This is a genomic window from Candidatus Nitrosoglobus terrae (genome assembly GCF_002356115.1).
GTDB lineage: Bacteria > Pseudomonadota > Gammaproteobacteria > Nitrosococcales > Nitrosococcaceae > Nitrosoglobus > Nitrosoglobus terrae.
In genome coordinates this window covers 1126908-1144373 of sequence record NZ_AP014836.1, presented here as the reverse complement: position 1 = coordinate 1144373, position 17466 = coordinate 1126908, and the positions used below count along the sequence as shown (strand labels likewise).

Annotated in this window: 14 protein-coding genes and 3 tRNA genes; 11 read left to right on the top strand and 6 right to left on the bottom strand. The window is 38.3% G+C overall.

The window, feature by feature from the left end:
• Positions 1-18 precede the first annotated feature (18 nt).
• The gene (locus TAO_RS05545) at positions 19-855 is read left to right on the top strand and encodes a symmetrical bis(5'-nucleosyl)-tetraphosphatase (protein WP_096526990.1); all 837 of its coding nucleotides are present in this window, start codon (positions 19-21) and stop codon (positions 853-855) included.
• Between the two features lie 52 nt (positions 856-907).
• Here TAO_RS05545 and TAO_RS05540 read toward each other — a convergent pair whose 3' ends face one another.
• The 5 genes from TAO_RS05540 to TAO_RS05515 form a co-directional block, all read right to left on the bottom strand.
• Positions 908-1489: a beta-class carbonic anhydrase gene (locus tag TAO_RS05540; RefSeq protein WP_096526989.1), complete on the bottom strand. Its 582-nt coding sequence runs from the start codon at positions 1487-1489 to the stop codon at positions 908-910.
• A 371-nt stretch (positions 1490-1860) separates the two neighbouring features.
• The gene (locus TAO_RS05530; RefSeq protein WP_096526987.1) at positions 1861-2079 is read right to left on the bottom strand and encodes a hypothetical protein; all 219 of its coding nucleotides are present in this window, start codon (positions 2077-2079) and stop codon (positions 1861-1863) included.
• Positions 2076-2462 (bottom strand): hypothetical protein, encoded by a 387-nt coding sequence (locus TAO_RS05525; RefSeq protein ID WP_172419064.1) that lies wholly within the window; start codon positions 2460-2462, stop codon positions 2076-2078. The genes TAO_RS05530 and TAO_RS05525 overlap by 4 nt, the downstream gene beginning before the upstream one ends.
• A gap of 232 nt (positions 2463-2694) precedes the next feature.
• Positions 2695-3615 (bottom strand): DNA/RNA non-specific endonuclease, encoded by a 921-nt coding sequence (locus TAO_RS05520; protein WP_096526985.1) that lies wholly within the window; start codon positions 3613-3615, stop codon positions 2695-2697.
• A gap of 15 nt (positions 3616-3630) precedes the next feature.
• Positions 3631-4161, bottom strand: coding sequence for a hypothetical protein (locus tag TAO_RS05515; protein ID WP_231910598.1), 531 nt, complete (start codon positions 4159-4161; stop codon positions 3631-3633).
• A 293-nt stretch (positions 4162-4454) separates the two neighbouring features.
• Between TAO_RS05515 and TAO_RS05510 the strand changes: the two genes are divergently transcribed.
• Entirely contained in the window at positions 4455-4994 is a 540-nt protein-coding gene (locus TAO_RS05510) for a hypothetical protein (RefSeq protein ID WP_096526983.1), read from the top strand.
• Between the two features lie 33 nt (positions 4995-5027).
• On the opposite strand, the gene TAO_RS05505 is transcribed toward TAO_RS05510, so the two are convergent.
• Positions 5028-6905, bottom strand: coding sequence for an AAA family ATPase (locus TAO_RS05505; protein WP_096526982.1), 1878 nt, complete (start codon positions 6903-6905; stop codon positions 5028-5030).
• 198 nt (positions 6906-7103) lie between these two features.
• On the opposite strand from TAO_RS05505, the gene TAO_RS05500 reads away from it, so the two are divergent.
• The 9 genes from TAO_RS05500 to TAO_RS05455 all read left to right on the top strand — a co-directional run bounded on the left by TAO_RS05500 (position 7104) and on the right by TAO_RS05455 (position 17432).
• A complete protein-coding gene (locus tag TAO_RS05500; RefSeq protein ID WP_096526981.1) occupies positions 7104-8489 on the top strand; it encodes a long-chain fatty acid--CoA ligase in 1386 nt (461 codons plus the stop codon).
• A gap of 77 nt (positions 8490-8566) precedes the next feature.
• Positions 8567-10381, top strand: coding sequence for an excinuclease ABC subunit UvrC (uvrC, locus tag TAO_RS05495; protein ID WP_096526980.1), 1815 nt, complete (start codon positions 8567-8569; stop codon positions 10379-10381).
• Between the two features lie 45 nt (positions 10382-10426).
• Positions 10427-10999, top strand: coding sequence for a CDP-diacylglycerol--glycerol-3-phosphate 3-phosphatidyltransferase (pgsA, locus tag TAO_RS05490; RefSeq protein ID WP_096526979.1), 573 nt, complete (start codon positions 10427-10429; stop codon positions 10997-10999).
• A gap of 246 nt (positions 11000-11245) precedes the next feature.
• Positions 11246-11321: transfer RNA gene (locus TAO_RS05485), tRNA-Gly, on the top strand.
• A gap of 67 nt (positions 11322-11388) precedes the next feature.
• Positions 11389-11462 (top strand) — tRNA-Cys (locus TAO_RS05480).
• A gap of 399 nt (positions 11463-11861) precedes the next feature.
• Positions 11862-13727, top strand: a complete 1866-nt coding sequence (treZ, locus tag TAO_RS05470; RefSeq protein ID WP_096526977.1) for a malto-oligosyltrehalose trehalohydrolase — start codon at positions 11862-11864, stop codon at positions 13725-13727.
• Positions 13723-16641 (top strand): malto-oligosyltrehalose synthase, encoded by a 2919-nt coding sequence (gene treY / locus TAO_RS05465; RefSeq protein WP_096526976.1) that lies wholly within the window; start codon positions 13723-13725, stop codon positions 16639-16641. The genes treZ and treY overlap by 5 nt, the downstream gene beginning before the upstream one ends.
• A gap of 183 nt (positions 16642-16824) precedes the next feature.
• A complete protein-coding gene (locus TAO_RS05460) occupies positions 16825-17259 on the top strand; it encodes a hypothetical protein (protein WP_231910597.1) in 435 nt (144 codons plus the stop codon).
• Between the two features lie 88 nt (positions 17260-17347).
• Positions 17348-17432 (top strand) — tRNA-Leu (locus TAO_RS05455).
• The last annotated feature ends 34 nt before the right edge of the window (positions 17433-17466 follow it).

Sequence of the window (17466 nt, the reverse complement as noted above, 5' to 3'; positions counted from 1 at the left end):
GATTTAGCGTAATAATTAATGGCTGTCTATGCAATTGGTGATATTCAGGGATGTTATGCTGAGTTACAGCAGTTATTAGAGCAAATTCATTTTGATGTTAAGAAAGATCAGCTTTGGATGACTGGCGATCTAGTGAATCGAGGCCCTCAATCATTAGCGGTACTGCGTTTTATTTATAGCTTAGGAGATCGGGTTGTTAGTGTACTAGGAAATCATGATCTTCATTTATTAGCAGTAGCAGCTGGTGTTAGGGATCTTTTCCCAGAAGACACCTTGGCTCCTATTTTAGCAGCACCAGATCGGGAAGAGCTTATTACTTGGTTACGTTATCGCCCCTTATTCTATCAAGATCCTCTGCTAGGAGTTACGTTGATTCATGCGGGTTTACCTCCCCAATGGGATATAACCACTGCAGAGGCCTGTGCTAGTGAGCTAGAAGCCGTATTGCAAGGCCCAGGTTGGCAGAATTTTTTAGCTCATATGTATGGGGATAAGCCAGATAATTGGTGTGATAGCTTAGAAGGATGGGATCGTCTGCGGCTGATTGCGAATTGTTTAACTCGGTTGCGGTATTGTAATACTAAAGGACAGCTTAAGCTTAAAATTAAAGGATCTCCGGAAGTTAAAACCAAAGAATTAATCCCTTGGTTTGAAATGCCTGATAGAGCAAGCCGTGGCTCGCGTATTATCTTTGGCCATTGGGCTACATTGGGGGTAGGGGCTTATGACGACTCTGTTTTTGCTTTGGATGGCGGTTGCGTTTGGGGCGGACAGTTGGTGGCCTTGCGTTTAGATGATGAAAATCCTCAATGGTTTGCCGTGAATTGCCGAGGACATAGCCGACCGACTATATAAGGTAAGCGGTTTCTCTATTGTGTTTTTTGTCCAAGCATTGTATTTTTGATGATTACGAAGCTTTACCTACCTCTGTTGCTCCAGGTACTTGAATAAGCTTACCAGATTTTACGTCGTAGATATAACCATAAATGGGAATATAAGCAGGTACTAGAGGATGATAGCGAATACGCTGTATATCTTCAATCACGCTTTCTGCTTGATTATTGATAGTGAGCCAGTTGATGTATTTTCCTTCTGAGCTACCTGGCCCAGGTCCTATATCTCGCCAACCACTTGCTTCGAGTGCTGCAGTTTTTAGGCTACTGGATAAAAGGTTATTCATAATTTTATTGGTGAATGTTTCCATCCCACAATCTGTATGATGAATGATAAACCATTCGCAAGTACCTAAAAGTTTATAGGAGATTACTAGAGAGCGGATGGCATCGTCAGTAGCTCTACCGCCAGCGTTACGAATAACATGAGCATCTCCTTCGGCTAAACCCGCGTATTTTGCCGGATCAAGACGGGCATCCATACAAGTGAGAATTGCAAAATGCCGTCCTGGTGGCATTGGTAAATGAGCTTTATCACCAAATTTTGTAGCATACGTATGATTAGCTGCTAAAACCTCTTCTAAGATTTTACTCATTTACCTTTCTCCTATTTTTACTAAATCTTAAGTTTTGCGAAATAGTTTATGTCTTTAATTTATTATAGTCAATTTATTTTTAAATTCTCTAGTGTACGAAATTAAGGAGGTTACTATATAAAAAGGGTTAATTAGAAGAAGAGCCGGTTTGGATGATAGTATGGGTATGTATTATTGTTTTTATTTTTGCCAAGGTAGTACTATCTAGCAAAGGTTGGATTTTAGAAGCAATATTGGTAAACGGTCCATTATTAATAGGGGTCGTTTGTGTCAAATTATCTGCACTACTTATTCGGGCTCCAGTTGATATTGATATTGGTAGACTAGTACCATCGAGTTGATCCACAATACCCTGTGGGTTATCGGCAGTATTAGCTAAAGTGTATATTCCAGTCAGGCGATTTAAACCCTCTATAAAGATAAATACCTACGCGATATTGAGGTGATTGGAGGAGTTGCTGGGTGATGATTAAATATAAATCTGGATCAGCGGTCTGTTGGATCAAGAAGAGATCACCGGCAAAGATATTATTGGTATGAAATATGCCTGTCAAGCTGCCACTGCTGCTATCTAAAGTAACAGAACTCATAATACCCCCCCAATCTGGTTTAATCCCCCGATATTAACTTTAATTGAGGGAGACTGGTAATTCATCGCCCAAGTGCCTTCTAATTTTTCAACACCTTTCCCGTAATTAAAATTAAACGGCTTGATAGGTCTTTGCTTTCCGTCTATAGTAACGTGCCCATGCCCCAGACTAGAGAAGCTTAGAATGAGCTGTTTTCCACTATTATGGGTTTGCGGGGTTTGATTAGGGCAACTTGGACAGGCACCTCCTATTGATTTCATGAGATCAATAGTCAATGTGTGGCTACCATCAGACTCTGATGAGGTAGCAGGAATCTTAACCGATCCGGTAAACCAAGTGGGGTTACCGTTTTCATCATAGGCCAGCATAACCATAAATAGCACATTGTTTTGTGTGTTAATACTATAGCTGGTACCTGAATCTTACGGGTTCCATCACAAGCCGTTCTCAGGGATAGTACTATACTAGGAAAGGTAGGAGCAGGTGGAGGGGATGTGGTGGTTTGTGCTTGGAGTAAGGGGGTAAATAATAGTACTGCAAAAGAAAGTGTTTTATTGGTTACTTTTTTCATCGCTACACCTCTCTTTATATAAATCCTCTTAAGGTCATAGATGGCTAATAACGGGCAGGTAGCCGAGATACCGTGTTTAAATCCCAAGGCTTAGGATCAATACTAGATTCTAGCTTTTCTTGAAGTTTATTTTCTATCTTGGGGAAAAAATTAAACCCTGTTCTTTCTTCTATCTCATCTACATTGACCACATAGCGATCTAAGGGTTCGTTCCCTCGGACTTGTTGTGGCATGATAAAGGCAAGTATTTTAGGTGATTGCTCTTCTTGGGTTGGTGGAGCAAGATAGATCTTATAAAAAGCATTTGGTATTTCTACTAGCGATGAAGAGGTAAGCCGCTCTGTTTGGTTATCAAAAATAGGGCCAGTGTATACCCATACGGTGCCAAACTGTTTAGTAAAGTAACTAATTTCTACTTCCTCAAGTCGCTCCCATAGTTTTTCATTTAAATTTTTTGTTTGGGGCGTGATGTTGGTCATCAGGAAGGTATCTAATTGACCTTTTTGGCCATAAAGATGGCTAATAGCGTAATTAGGAGCCATATGGCCGCGATCATAGCCACTATGAGTATAGGTATCATGGGTAATAAGATTTAAATTACGCCAATCAGAGCGAAATCGTGGAGGGCGTTTATAAGAAGGGGTATTTTCTGGAATTGGGTGTATTTGATAGCTTACCCATAAAGGATTACCACGAAGATCAGAATAGCCCACTATAAAACCGTAGTTGCGAAAAATACGAGTCCAAGTTATAGGCTGCCATTTATTATGGGCTTCGGGAATCCCCATATAAACCATGGCTGGGCGGGCATAATAAACCTCATAACTATACCAGCTACCCGCAATTGCTGTTATTGATAATAGAAAGATACGGGGATAATGCCATAAAATTCGTAGATAAGGGCGCCCTAATTGCCAAAAAATAGTCAGAATTTGCAATTGATTATATTTTCTTTGTCTAGCCATGAGGTGTTAATAGTTTTAGAGGGAGGTTATAAAATTTGCAATTTGCTCAAATCCATTAGGCTCGTTGCGTTTAGGGGAGGATAAGCCTAGATAGCTTGGTAGCATAGAAATCCATTTTCCTGCGATGAAATCGGATTCACTCATCGCAAAGTCGCTCATTTCTTGGGTTACAAACGTAGCTAATATGTCTGATTCTCGAAAATTAGATCGCGTAATGTAGCCAAATGGAATTTTAGCCCAGTAGGTTTCAGCTAGAGTACTATAACCTAGTTTTCCAAGCACTAAATCAGATGATCCAATCAGATCAGGGTGATAAAAATTGGAATGATAAGGAAGAAGCACCATATTTTTAGGGAAAAAATTATTGAGATGCACTATTGTTTGTTTAAGATCAATATGTAAAGGTGATGTTTGTATCAGCCCAATATCGGTTAATAGCGGGTGGTAATTAAAATTATTTACTAAAGAGCTTTGGAAAAACCAGAGTGGAGTCTGGGTATAAATTTCAAATCGTATACTTGGATTAATCTCTTGTAGTGCAATCATTACGGCACAGGCGCGAGTCGCATGGCCAAAACCGTGAGAAGAGATGAAATAAGCGATAGTTTCTATAAATCAAAGTATACTTTAATAAGCTTTTAGCGGTTGTGACCTCGCATGTTGACGTTACGGCTTAATTATTCTTAAATTTTTTAGATAGTATCGAGGATTTGAAGATTAAGGAGCAAGTAGGAGGGTTTAAAAATGGTTAAAAAGCAGTTTAACTTGCCGCTGAGTTGAGGTATAGCTTAGGTTCTATGTGGAATGAAAAATAAAAGATCGAATAGGAGAGAATATTAATGGATATAGATAAAAAACAGATTACTGATGCTCATCTAGATAATATAAGAAGAGCATGGTTATTAGTTATCCCTGCAATTATTGCAATAATCAGCTCGGCGGTATTTACCGGTATTTGGTTAACTGCACATTCAAGAGCAGATGCTTCTTGGGCAAAAATAGCAGATCGAATTAATGCATCTGACAGGTTTTTGCTAGCGAATATTCAGCGTGATTCCCGTAGTATCTATTTACAATTACTTCGATCTCAAATTAGCCCTCAATCAGATGCTAGTGGAGTAGAAAGTTTAATTAAAGAGCTGGATGAGCTAGAACTGCGTGAAAGGGACATTATGCGCCGATACGATCCTTCCTATGTTTCTATACGGCCTTCAGCAAAGGAAGTTGTTTTTCAAATAATGACGGAGATGCCTTATCCTATTTTGTTTACTATTTCTTTGGGGCTAGGCATATTTCTTTTTGTAATAGCTAGGTATATTGCACTTATTATCATGAATCGACGTTACCCTCCATTTAGCAATTATACAAGGGAAGTGTGAGAGAAGAATTTTAGGAAATAGGAATCTAGCTTATTATTTATCTTTCTGTTGTGCTTGAACACGGTGTAGAGCGGCTTGAATACTAGAGTCATCAGGAAAAATCTTTAATGCTCTTTTATAATAGGTAGCAGCTAGGCTTAAATCTTGGCGGTTTTCTGCTTTTAGACCCCAACTCTTATAATATTCTCGTATACGTTGTAGGCCATTTATAGCATCAGGGTGATTTGGAGTTATCTTTAAGATTTTAATATAAGATTCGTAAGCGTTATCTCCTTCTGGGGTGGTTAATTTTAGATTATCTATTTGCCGTTTTGCCTGTACTAGGAGCGTAGTTATTTCTGGGTATTCTGAAGGAGTTTTACTGGTGACCTCTTCTAATTCAGGGCTTGATGTTTCTGAGTTTTCAGAGTCCTCATTAGTATTTTTTGTTTTTATTTCCTCTACAACTGTATTATTTTTTTCTCCTTCCTCTATTTGCGCTATTTGCAAAGGTTGAGTAGTTTCCGCTAATGGTTTGGTGTTTTTAATTTCTTGGAAATATTGAGTCTTATTCTCTGAGTTAGCTAGGGTTTCTGGTGGTTTTTTATCAAGGGGTGCAGTAGTAGCTTTGTTAGTGGTGTTCTTAGCAATTTCTAAGAATCCTTCGGTTTTCTCCATTGCTAGGTTTTTTACCTGATTAACGGTGTTTTTGATGGTTTTAATAAAGCTAGCGATTGAAGATGGAGGACTATTACTTAGATCTATTCTTAATGTATATAAACTACCTATAGCTAGAGCAACAATACTTACGGCTACTACAATAACCCATAGTTTTTTTCTGTTTATTATCTTTGGCTTTTTTGGAGAAATAGTAGATTTTTTATTATTTTGATCCTGAATAGCCCATATTAATTCTGGCGATTGTTCTATTGGAAGTTCACTGTCTAGGCTATAAATTTTTTCTTCCTTGGGTAAAGGGACATTTTGATGACTCTCTATTCTATTATCGACTGGCGCGTTATCTTTCCAAATTTCCATCATAGGTTCTATATGTTCTTGAACCTGTTCGATCTTTGGAGAGAGAAAAATAGATTCTATGCCTTTAGCGAGGGATGGATCATTAGATGGGCTTTCGTTACCAAGAGATAGCCACATTCCCTGGGAAATTTCATCAATTAATAGAGATGAAATATGGTTTTGGTTACTAAGACTGGCCTCTAAGAGAGCCGCATCACAAAGACGGTTGATAAGTCTAGGAACACCATGTGAGATTTCCGCTAAACGGGCTATTGCATCTGAATTAAAGAGACGCTCGCCTATGTAACCCGCCTGATGAAGACGAAATTCTATGTAAGGGTCAATTTGCTCCGGAAGTAGAGGTAATAGGGGATATATTTTTACGGTATCTACTGATAATAGTTGTAAGTATTTAGAAGTATCATCTCGGACAGCCAGTACAATAAAAAAAGGAGAAATCCCATTAATTCCTAGGCTAGCTAGCTTAAAAAGTGTGATTAAATTCTCTTCCAAGAGATTATCAGCCTCATCTAAAAGAATTACTGGCCGGCTGCCAGTTTGAGTACTGTTTTGCCCAAAATTTTCTAAAGCTAAGATTTTAGTATTAATTGAATTATCTTCATCTCTAATATTGAAACGGTGTTGGATGGAGGTGAGGAGTTCCTCAAGATGAAGTCTAGGGTTACTGATTAGGACAATAGGATAATTTTCTCCCAGCTGGAGTACTAGGTGGGTTAACAGAAGCGTTTTTCCAACACCGGCTGGACCGGAGAGTATTGCTATAGGGAGCATACTCGCTAGCCCTTCTAATAGAGATATACTTACTGTCTTATATAAAGGTGCTGGAAAAAAATAGTGTGGATCTGGCCCTAAGCGAAATGGCTGATCTTTAAGCCCAAAATACTGTTTATACATAAAATATTATGATAGGGATTAAATGAAGAATTAGCCTGTGTGGACTTCTAACATTAATAAATATGATGCTGTACTGTAGTGTTTAAATGAGCCTTAAAATTTGAACTAATTTATAGGTTAGTGTGAAAATTAGGTAATAAAACCAAGATAACTGTAACTTAGGAATGAGAGAGCAAAAATCCGCTCTTATATTAATTCATGTCAGAAAGTAATCAATCCCAAACTTACTTGGATAAATCATCTACATTAATTCAGCTTATTGATGCTTTTTCATCTGATGGAGAAAATCTAGCATTATTGGCATTCACAAAAAAAGAAGAGCTGTCTTGGTCATATGCTGCTTTGGCTCATCGGATAGATCATTTAGCTTATGGTCTTAAGCAAATAGGCGTTGGCCCAGGGGAGTTAGTGGCTATTTTAGCTGAGAATTGCCCTGAATCTATACTAGCTTGTTTAGCTGTGATTAAAATTGGGGCTGTTATTGTTCCTTTGAATGTGCGATTTAGCGCTCATATATTAGAGTTTACCCTGAGAGATAGTGGGGTTAATTTCATTTTCACCACTGCTACCTGCTTTAAAAAGTTAGCACAATTTGAGTTAGAGCAGCAGATATATCCTATATTCTTAGATGTAGAACCTGGAGATCCTCATAGTTGGCAGGCTATTTCTACTAAGGTAGTGAGTGAGTTCCCTGTACTTTCCCCCTTGGCGCCAGCAGCTTTGTTCTATACATCTGGAACCACTGGTATGCCTAAAGGAGTTCTATTAAGTCACCAAAATCTGGTTTTTCAATTGAATACCTTACGTGCTGTTGGTTTAGTTACTGATGGAGAACGAGTATTACTTCCACTGCCTTTATATCATGTTTATTCCTTTGTAGTAGGCATGCTCGCACCTTTGGCGCTGGGTTTAACCATCGTGCTTCCTTGGTCGCTAAGTAGCTACCAAATCATTCGCGCTCTACGTGAAGGCCAGATAACCCTTATTGTTGGCATACCCCGTTTCTATAAAATACTATATTCGGGGATTGAGGCTAAATTTTGTGTTCAAGGAGTAATGATTGGAAGGGGTTTTAAGGTGGTGGCTCGTTTTTTGATGTGGCAGCAGAAATATCTCAGATTGAGTATTGGGAAATGGCTATTGTTTCCTTTCCGTCAGCAATTAGCTCCGAAGTTACAAAAGATAGTTTCAGGAGGTGCAGCACTTAATTCTCAATTTGCCTGGAATTTTCATGGATTTGGATGGCAGGTTGTCATTGGCTATGGGTTAACAGAAACCTCGCCTATACTAACTTTAAATCTTCTAGGAACCAAAAAGTTAAACAGCGTTGGTAGACCCATTCCTGGAATTGAGATACGTATCGATCCATCTACTGCTAGAGGAAAAGAAAATGTAAGATTAGGGAGAAATAAAGTTTACTCTGCGGGAGAAGTTCTTGTACGTGGATCTGGGATATTTACAGGCTATCATAATACTATTAACGAAAAATCATCTAAGAGTATTTTTGTTGATGGTTGGTTTAGAACAGGTGATCTAGGTTATTGCGATGAAGAAGGCTATTTATATATTCTTGGTAGAGTTTAAATTCTAGCTTAGTCTATTTTTGGGTCAGGTGGTTTTTTAAGAATTTAATAAATAGACATATTATATCTCTAACAAAAATGAAAAACTTTAATCCCATTAATTTTCTAAAAAACTTAACCTCCCACCCAGGAATTTACCAAATAGTAGGTAAGGAGAATAAAACTCTCTATGTTGGCAAAGCTAAAAATCTAAAAAAACGCATAAGTAGCTATTTCCAAAAATCTAATCTAACCCCAAAAACACGTGCTTTAATTAACCAAATTCATAATATTAAAATTACTATAACTGAAACTGAAAAAGAGGCTTTAATCTTAGAAAATAATTTAATTAAAAACTTACAGCCCCGTTACAACATACTATTAAGAGATGATAAAACTTACCCTTACATTTTTATCTCCAAAGATACCTTCCCCCGTATAGGATTACATCGAGGAATTAAAAAGGATCTAGGTCGTTATTTTGGTCCTTACCCAGATACTAAAGCAGTAAGAAAAACTTTAAAATTACTCCAAGAAATTTTTCCTATACGCCAATGCACAAATAGTTTTTACTACAATCGCTCTCGCCCTTGCTTAGAATATCAAATCAAACACTGCACTGCTCCCTGCGTTGGTTTAATTAATAAAGAAAATTACCACCAATATACACAATATGTAGCTATGTTTTTATCAGGAGAAAGCAAACAGGTAATAGATGAATTAATAATACAAATGGAAAAATCATCTCAAAGTTTAGCTTTTGAACAAGCTGCTGATTATCGAAATAAAATTACCCATCTAAGACAGATTCACGCACACTCATATAGCCATAGTGAAGATATTAGAGATGCTGATATATTAGGAGCGGTCATTAAAGCAGGGATAGCTTGTATCGAGGTTTCATGCATTCGAGGCGGACACCATTTAGGAAATAAAACTTTTCTACCTAAATTTCAAGGCAATATCACTCCACAGGAATTAATTTCTGCCTTTATCCCTCAGTATTACTTAAACCGAGAGCCTCCATCTTTAATTATTCTAAGCCATCAACCTGATAATTTAAAGCTATTAATTGAAGTACTAAGTCAACACGCTAGAAGAAATATTCAACTACTTAAAGCTACCCGCAACCCTAAATCTCAATGGGTTAAAATGGTTTTAATCAACGCTGAAATAAAACTAGATCAACACCTTACTAAAAAAACAATTATTATTAAGCGATTTAAAAACCTTCAACAATTACTTCAGCTTAATACCTTACCCCGACGCCTTGAATGCTTTGATATCAGCCACAACCAAGGAGAAGCTACCATCGCATCCTGTGCAGTATTTACTGCAGAAGGCCCTTGCAACACTGATTATCGCCGCTTCAATATTGAAGGAATTACACCTAGAGATGACTATGCAGCTCTACATCAAGCTTTAACTCGACATTACCAAAGGCTAATAAAAAATAAAGAAAAATTTCCAGATCTTCTTATAATTGATGGCGGTAAGGGTCAGTTATCACAAGCTATAGCTACACTGGAGGAAATTGGGATTACACAAATACCTATACTCGGAATTGCTAAGGGAGATAATCGCAAAGCAGGAGAGGAAATGTTATTTTTAAAAGGACATAAAACCCCAATAATCAGAGCTTCTGATTCTCCAGCATTACATTTATTACAGCATATTCGTGATGAGGCTCACCGCTTCGCAATCACTGGCCATAGTCAACGCAGCGTTAAAAAACGCACCACATCCTTACTAGAAAGAATTATTGGATTAGGCCCTAAACGTCGCCAACAGCTACTAACCCAGCTAGGAGGACTACAAGAGATATCTAAAGCAAGAATTGAAGATTTAACTCAAATAAAAGGAATAAATAAAAAATTAGCGCAACGTATTTACGATTATTTTCATAGAAAATAGCTATAACCCTCATTACCATTTAAACAAAAAATAGGGGACAAGCTCATGCCTATTTATACAGTCCCAAATTTAATAACGGCATTACGCCTTATTGCTATTCCAATCCTGCCGGTTATTTTTTACTTTCCAGCACCCCATACTCATGAGATTTGTGCGATATTATTTATTTTGGCAGCGGCTACCGATTGGTTAGATGGATATTTGGCCAGACGCTGGCAGCAAACTTCACTATTTGGTGCTTTTCTTGATCCAGTGGCCGATAAATTAATAGTAGTAGTGGCATTAATATTGATTTTACAAAGCCATCCATCTACATCCATGGCTATTTCGGTAATAGTGATTGTTAGCCGTGAGCTTATGGTATCGGCTCTTCGCGAATGGATGGCTGAAGTTGGATTACGAGCTAGCATTGCAGTATCTATGTTAGGAAAATTTAAAACTACATTTCAAATGAGCGCTATTTCTTTACTTCTTTACCAAAATCCTATTGGCTCAATCCAGACGTGGAAAATTGGTGTAATATTACTATATATCGCCGTTGCTTTAACTTTAGGCTCAATGATTATCTATCTCAATACTGCTTGGCCAGCATTAATTGGAAGATCAAATCATCACTGATCCCTTAAAAAGGAAAATTTATTTCATTATGAAATTCGCTATAAAATAACTTTATTACCACCAACACAGTTTTCAAGAGTAGAAAAAGCGATAATTCTGGCTACCTTAAAATAGTCAAATAAGGTGCAGATTTATTGAGCCGATGAGATTTTGTAGAAACAAAATTAAAACTAACTATGATAAAACATTAATCCAGATAGGTTGACATAAAATAGTTCGCTGATAAAATGACTATCGCTTAAGTAAGCGGGAATAGCTCAGTTGGTAGAGCACAACCTTGCCAAGGTTGGGGTCGCGAGTTCGAGTCTCGTTTCCCGCTCCAATTATTAGTTTTCGTTAATATTTTAGGCTCTCTACGAGCATTTTTCTTTGGGTGTCAGTATGTTTTAGGCTGGGTGGCAGAGTGGTTATGCAGCGGCCTGCAAAGCCGCGGACGCCGGTTCGATTCCGACCCCAGCCTCCAAATATGTTATTAAAGGCCTTCTTAGGCCCGGGTGGCGAAATAGGTAGACGCAAGGGACTTAAAAATTTGAGCACCTAGATAGGAAACTTCTAGTGTGAATGGAGTCAAATTCGGGAAAACCTCAATACTTTTAGAGTAACGGCAATCCCGAGCTAAGCCTTTTTAAGGAAAGTGTAGAGACTTGACGGCTCCTACCTAAACCATATCCTAGCTTTTTGGCTTGAATGGTAGGTAAAGGTAAAGTCCAGACCACAAATGTGTTTTTTAGCGCAGCAGCGAAAGCTGTAGTTGGTAAGAAAATCCCTTGGGGGTAACCCCGTGCCGGTTCGACTCCGGCCCCGGGCACCATCATTCGGTGCTATACTTTAAGAAAAATAATGGTGGCTAAAACTAACGAAGATGATACGGCATTATTATCATCAGATGCCTTTTGGGGCTGAGATAACATCAAAAGATACGGGGTACTTTAGATTATGGGCACCTGCAGCTAAAGAGGTAAAGCTCTGTCTAGAAAAAGAATCCAAGAAAACCTATTTAGAGATGACCTCACGAGGTGATGGTTGGTTTGAGTTGGAAACCTGCCAAGCTACAACAGGAAGTTTATACCGGTATCAAATTGATAATAAAATAGAGATTCCCGATCCGGCTTCTAGATTCCAACCTCAAGATATTCATGGTCCCAGTGAAATTATCAATCCAGCTAATTTTGAGTGGCAAGATCTTAAATGGACTGGAAGACCTTGGGAAGAAGCCATTATCTATGAAATTCACGTGGGAGCTTTTACTCCAGAAGGTAATTTTCAAGGAGTTGAAAACCGTCTTGATTATTTAGCTAAATTAGGCGTGACGGCACTAGAGCTAATGCCAGTTGCCGATTTCCCTGGACGATGGAATTGGGGTTATGATGGAGTTTATTTATTTTCCCCAGATAGTCGCTATGGTAAGCCAGAAGATCTTAAACGATTAGTTCAATCTGCCCACGCTCGCGGACTGATGGTGTTTTTAGATGTAGTTTATAATCATTTTGGCCCAGAAGGTAACTATTTATCTCAATATGCTCCAGATTTTTTTACCGAAAATTATCATACTCCGTGGGGGCTAGCAGTTAATTTTGATGGGAAAAATTCCTATTGGGTTCGGCAGTTTTTTATTCAGAATGCACTTTTTTGGCTACAAGAGTACCAATTTGATGGTCTTAGGCTTGATGCTGTTCATGCTATTTACGATAATTCTGAACTTAACATTCTAAAAGAGATAGCTGAAGCGACTCATCACCTCTTTAGTGATCATCGGCAGATACACCTTATTCTTGAAAACGATAATAATGAATCGCGTTACTTAACACGTAGATGTAATAAACGACCCTATTGGTATACAGCACAGTGGAATGATGATATTCATCATAGCTTGCATGTGCTTTCCACTAAAGAAACAGTAGGCTACTATTCAGATTATGCTAATCAGCCACTTATCCATTTAGGACGCTGTTTGAGCCAAGGATTTGATTTTCAAGGACAACAATCTTCTTATCGAGATCATCAACCTCGGGGTGAGACTAGCATTGATTTACCCCCTAGCGCTTTTATATCTTTCTTGCAAAACCATGATCAAATTGGTAATCGTGCCTTTGGAGATCGGATTAATACCTTAACAACCCCTGAGGTAGTAAGAGTATTAACAGCACTTATTTTACTCTCACCATTCCCTCCTATGCTATTTATGGGACAAGAGTGGGGATCAACACAGCCTTTTCTTTTCTTCTGTGATTTTAGTGAAGATTTAGCTCAAAGCGTTAAAGAGGGAAGACGGCAGGAATTTGCCCGTTTTCTTGCATTTAATGATCCCACATCTCTAGAGCAAATCCCTGATCCTACAGATCAGGCAACATTTGAAAATAGCGTTCTTAGTTGGGAACAAGCAATTAGCTCAAATGGACAAGAATGGACCAAGTTATATCAACAATTACTTAAACTACGCCGGCAAATTATTGTGCCAAGGTTAGCGAAAATAACTTCAACTCAGGGTAATTGTATTTTTCTATCTACAGAGGCATTGCGTGTTTGCTGGCAGCTAGGGGATGGATCGAAGTTTATCTTATTAGCTAATTTTGGGGATGTTCCAGCTCGGCTACCCGATGCTATATCTAAACAAGTACTGTTTTCAACACCCGAGAATTTAGGGCAAGCTTTAGCTCACGGGATCCTACCAAATTGGGCGTTAGCTTGTTTTTTTGAAGAAGCTGCCCTTGAGGAGGTAACTCATTAAAATTCCCCGCGCAACTTATCGATTACAGCTAAATAGCCAATTCACCTTTGCTGACGCAGAATCCCTCATCCCTTATCTCCATCAACTGGGGATAAGCCACTGCTACACCTCACCCTACCTTAAAGCTCGATCAGGTAGCCTCCATGGCTATGATATTGTTGATCACAATGTGTTTAATCCAGAAATTGGTAGCTGGGATAGCTTTAATGCATTTGCACAGTGTTTACACCATCATGGGATGGGACAGATTATGGACATTGTGCCCAATCATATGGGGATTGGGGGTAACGATAATATTTGGTGGCTTGATATATTGGAGCACGGCTTAGCTTCTGAATACGCTGTGTACTTTGATATCGATTGGCAACCTGTTAAGGAAGAACTACGAGGTAAGGTACTCTTACCCTTACTGGGCGATTATTATGGCGTAGTCATCGAAAATGGTGAACTACAGCTAGATTTTAATCCTTCCTTAGGACAGTTTAATATTCGGTTTTATAATCATCAACTTCCCATTGATCCTAAGACTTACCCATATATTCTAGAGCGCAGATTAGATCAATTAGCAGAGTATCTTACGGAAGATAAAGCTTCCTTTCTTGAATATCAAAGCCTTATTACCGCTTTTAAGCACCTTCCTTCTCGAGATGATATCCATTCTGAAAAACGAGCAGAGCGTTTACGCGATAGTGCTATTTATAAGCGGCGTTTAGCAGAATTTTGTCAGCAACACCCGCTAATCAGTACTTTTATACACGATATTATAATTACATTAAATGGTAAGGTAGGGCAGCCAAAGAGCTTTGATCTATTGCACCATCTACTAGAAAATCAAGCTTATCGGCTGGCATATTGGCGAGTTGCTGCGGATGAAATTAATTACCGTCGTTTTTTTGATATTAATGAGCTTGCAGGTCTAAGGATGGAAAATCCAGAAGTTTTTACGGCTACTCACCGTTTTATTCTGGATTTGATTAAATCAAGAAAAATAGATGGAATACGTGTTGATCATCCTGATGGCCTCTACGATCCTGCTCGTTATTACCAGCGTCTTAATCAGCTAATCATAGAAATAGAAAATGAAGCATCCCATAAAGTTTCTAATGAGATCTCAAAAGCTAGCTATTATATAGTAATAGAAAAAATTTTAGCTAACTATGAACACTTACCAGAAAGTTGGCCAATTTGTGGTACCACGGGTTATGAGTTTGCCCATATTAATAATGGGCTTTTTGTTTATCCTTCCTCGCAAAAAGAATTTAAACAGATTTATACTCGCTTTATTCGGCATCCATTAGATTTTGACGAATTACTGTATAAATGCAAAAAAACTATTATTCAGACTCAGCTATCTAGCGAGCTTACAGTGCTGACAAACATGCTGGATAATATCGCCCAGTCAGATCGGCATACCCGTGATTTTACTTTAAATGGGTTGCGAGAGGCTTTAACTGAGCTATTAGCTTGTTTCCCTGTCTATCGTACCTATATGGATATTAATCAGGTCTCAGAAGAAGATAAGCGCTTTGTGCAATGGGCAGTAGCTCAAGCAAAAAAGCGTAGCCCTGCAACTGATATTAGCGTTTTTGATTTTATTCAATCTATTCTCCTTCGCTTAGAAACGCCCACAGGTCTTGATATTTATCGGGAAGTTATTCCATTTGTTATGCGGTTTCAGCAATATACGGGGCCGGTGATGGCAAAAGCCCTTGAAGATACCGCATTATATATTTACAACTGCCTGATATCACTTAACGATGTAGGGAGCGATCCGCGAAGTTTTGGTGTTTCCCTAGCTGCTTTTCACAGAGCTAATCAGGAGCGAGGACAGCGATGGCCTTATGGGATGTTGTCTTCTTCAACTCATGATAGTAAGCGTAATGAAGATATACGTGCTCGCCTGAATGTACTTTCTGAAATGCCAGATAAGTGGCGTAAATATTTAAATCGATGGGCACGGATTAACCGCTCTAAAGTGCAAAATTTGAATGGAGTTCGGGCACCTAGCCGTAATGATGAATATCTGTTTTACCAAACAGTGCTAGGAGCTTGGCCTTTGCTTGAAATGGATACGAAGAGATTAGCTAATTTTCGATCCCGTATTGAAATCTATATGATTAAAGCTATTAGGGAGGCCAAAATACATACTTCTTGGATAAATCCAGATGCTGAATATGAGACTGCTATAATTAGCTTTATCCAAAGCGTATTAGGTAATATAGAAAAAAATCCTTTTTTAGCAGATTTTTTACCGTTCCAGCGTTATATAGCGCAATTTGGCCTGCTAAACAGTTTATCCCAGACTTTGTTAAAACTGACTGCACCTGGAGTGCCCGATATCTATCAAGGCAATGAGCTATGGGAGTTCAGGTTTGTGGATCCTGACAGTCGGTCATCTGTAGATTTTTCTCTAAGACAGCAATTATTGCAAGAATTGACATCACTGACTAGCACGGATCAACCGCTGAAATTATGCGCCTATGAGTTACTAAAGAACAAAGAAGATGGTCGAGTAAAGCTTTATTTAATCTGGAGAGTTTTAAATCTGCGCGCTAAATTGCCCCTCTTATTTCAAGAGGGGAGTTATTTACCGTTACCGGTTCAAGGAATAAAAGCAGATCATCTTTGTGTATTTGCAAGAAAATATCAAAGGGAAATGATGATATCAATTGCTCCTCGCTGGCTTTCTCTTCTAGGGAGTGATGAAAATAAATTGCCACTTGGAGATTCTTGTTGGGGAGAAACTTGGATAGAGGTACCAGAGATAGAAGAAAATCAGTACTTTATAAATATACTCACAGATGAAATAATAAATATCACCCACTATCATGGGAAACATTGTATTTTCGCAGCTAAAATTTTTACGAGTTTTTCTGTAGCGTTATTAGTCCCGTCTTCCTTTAAGCTAAATTAATAGTAAAATACAAACCTTATTGCCCTTCCCCTTTAAGCTCATTAAGTATACCGAGCTAGATGGTAAAGTGCCTTAATTATTATGCCAGTGAGAAACATCATGATATGGCTAATTCTGCTTTCTTTTTTCATCGTCTTTATTATTCCATTTAGACTACGGCTACGGGCTCTAGGTGGGCTTCTTTTGTTAATTTTAGTTGGATTTTTATTTTCACAACCTAAGGAAGGGGTAGAAAATGAAAGCAGAGGGATTATTCCAATTGAACAAATAGAATTTACGGATATTGACCTGCGGCGTAGTCGAGGGGTTGGATGGGAATTTACAGGAAAACTTCTAAACCATTCAAATTATACTCTTGCGGGTTTTGGTGCTGAATTAGTTATTAAGGATTGTTTAAAAAGTGACGATAAATCAGAGAAAAACTGTATTATTTTAGAAAATATAAATACACATGTAACCTTATTGGTTTTATCAGGAGAGAATAAGGAATTTAGTAAGCGATTGTATTTTAGAGAGTTGCACCCACGAGGATTTATACGGTGGGAGTATAAAATCCTTTATACTGAAGTAGAGAAGAAAAAAAACTGGAAAGATGCCTTTTTGTTTTCCAATAAATAAATCTCATTTTATTTTGAACTAAAGGGCTACGCGTGAACGATTTAAGTAGGTATACTATAGTTACTAGAAGTTGGTATTGATTTATTATGCGAAAGTGGCGGAATCGGTAGACGCGCTGGTTTTAGGTGCCAGTGGGTAACCCCGTGAGAGTTCGAGTCTCTCCTTTCGCACCAATTAATTTACTATCTGCCTCCTTTGGCAGAAATA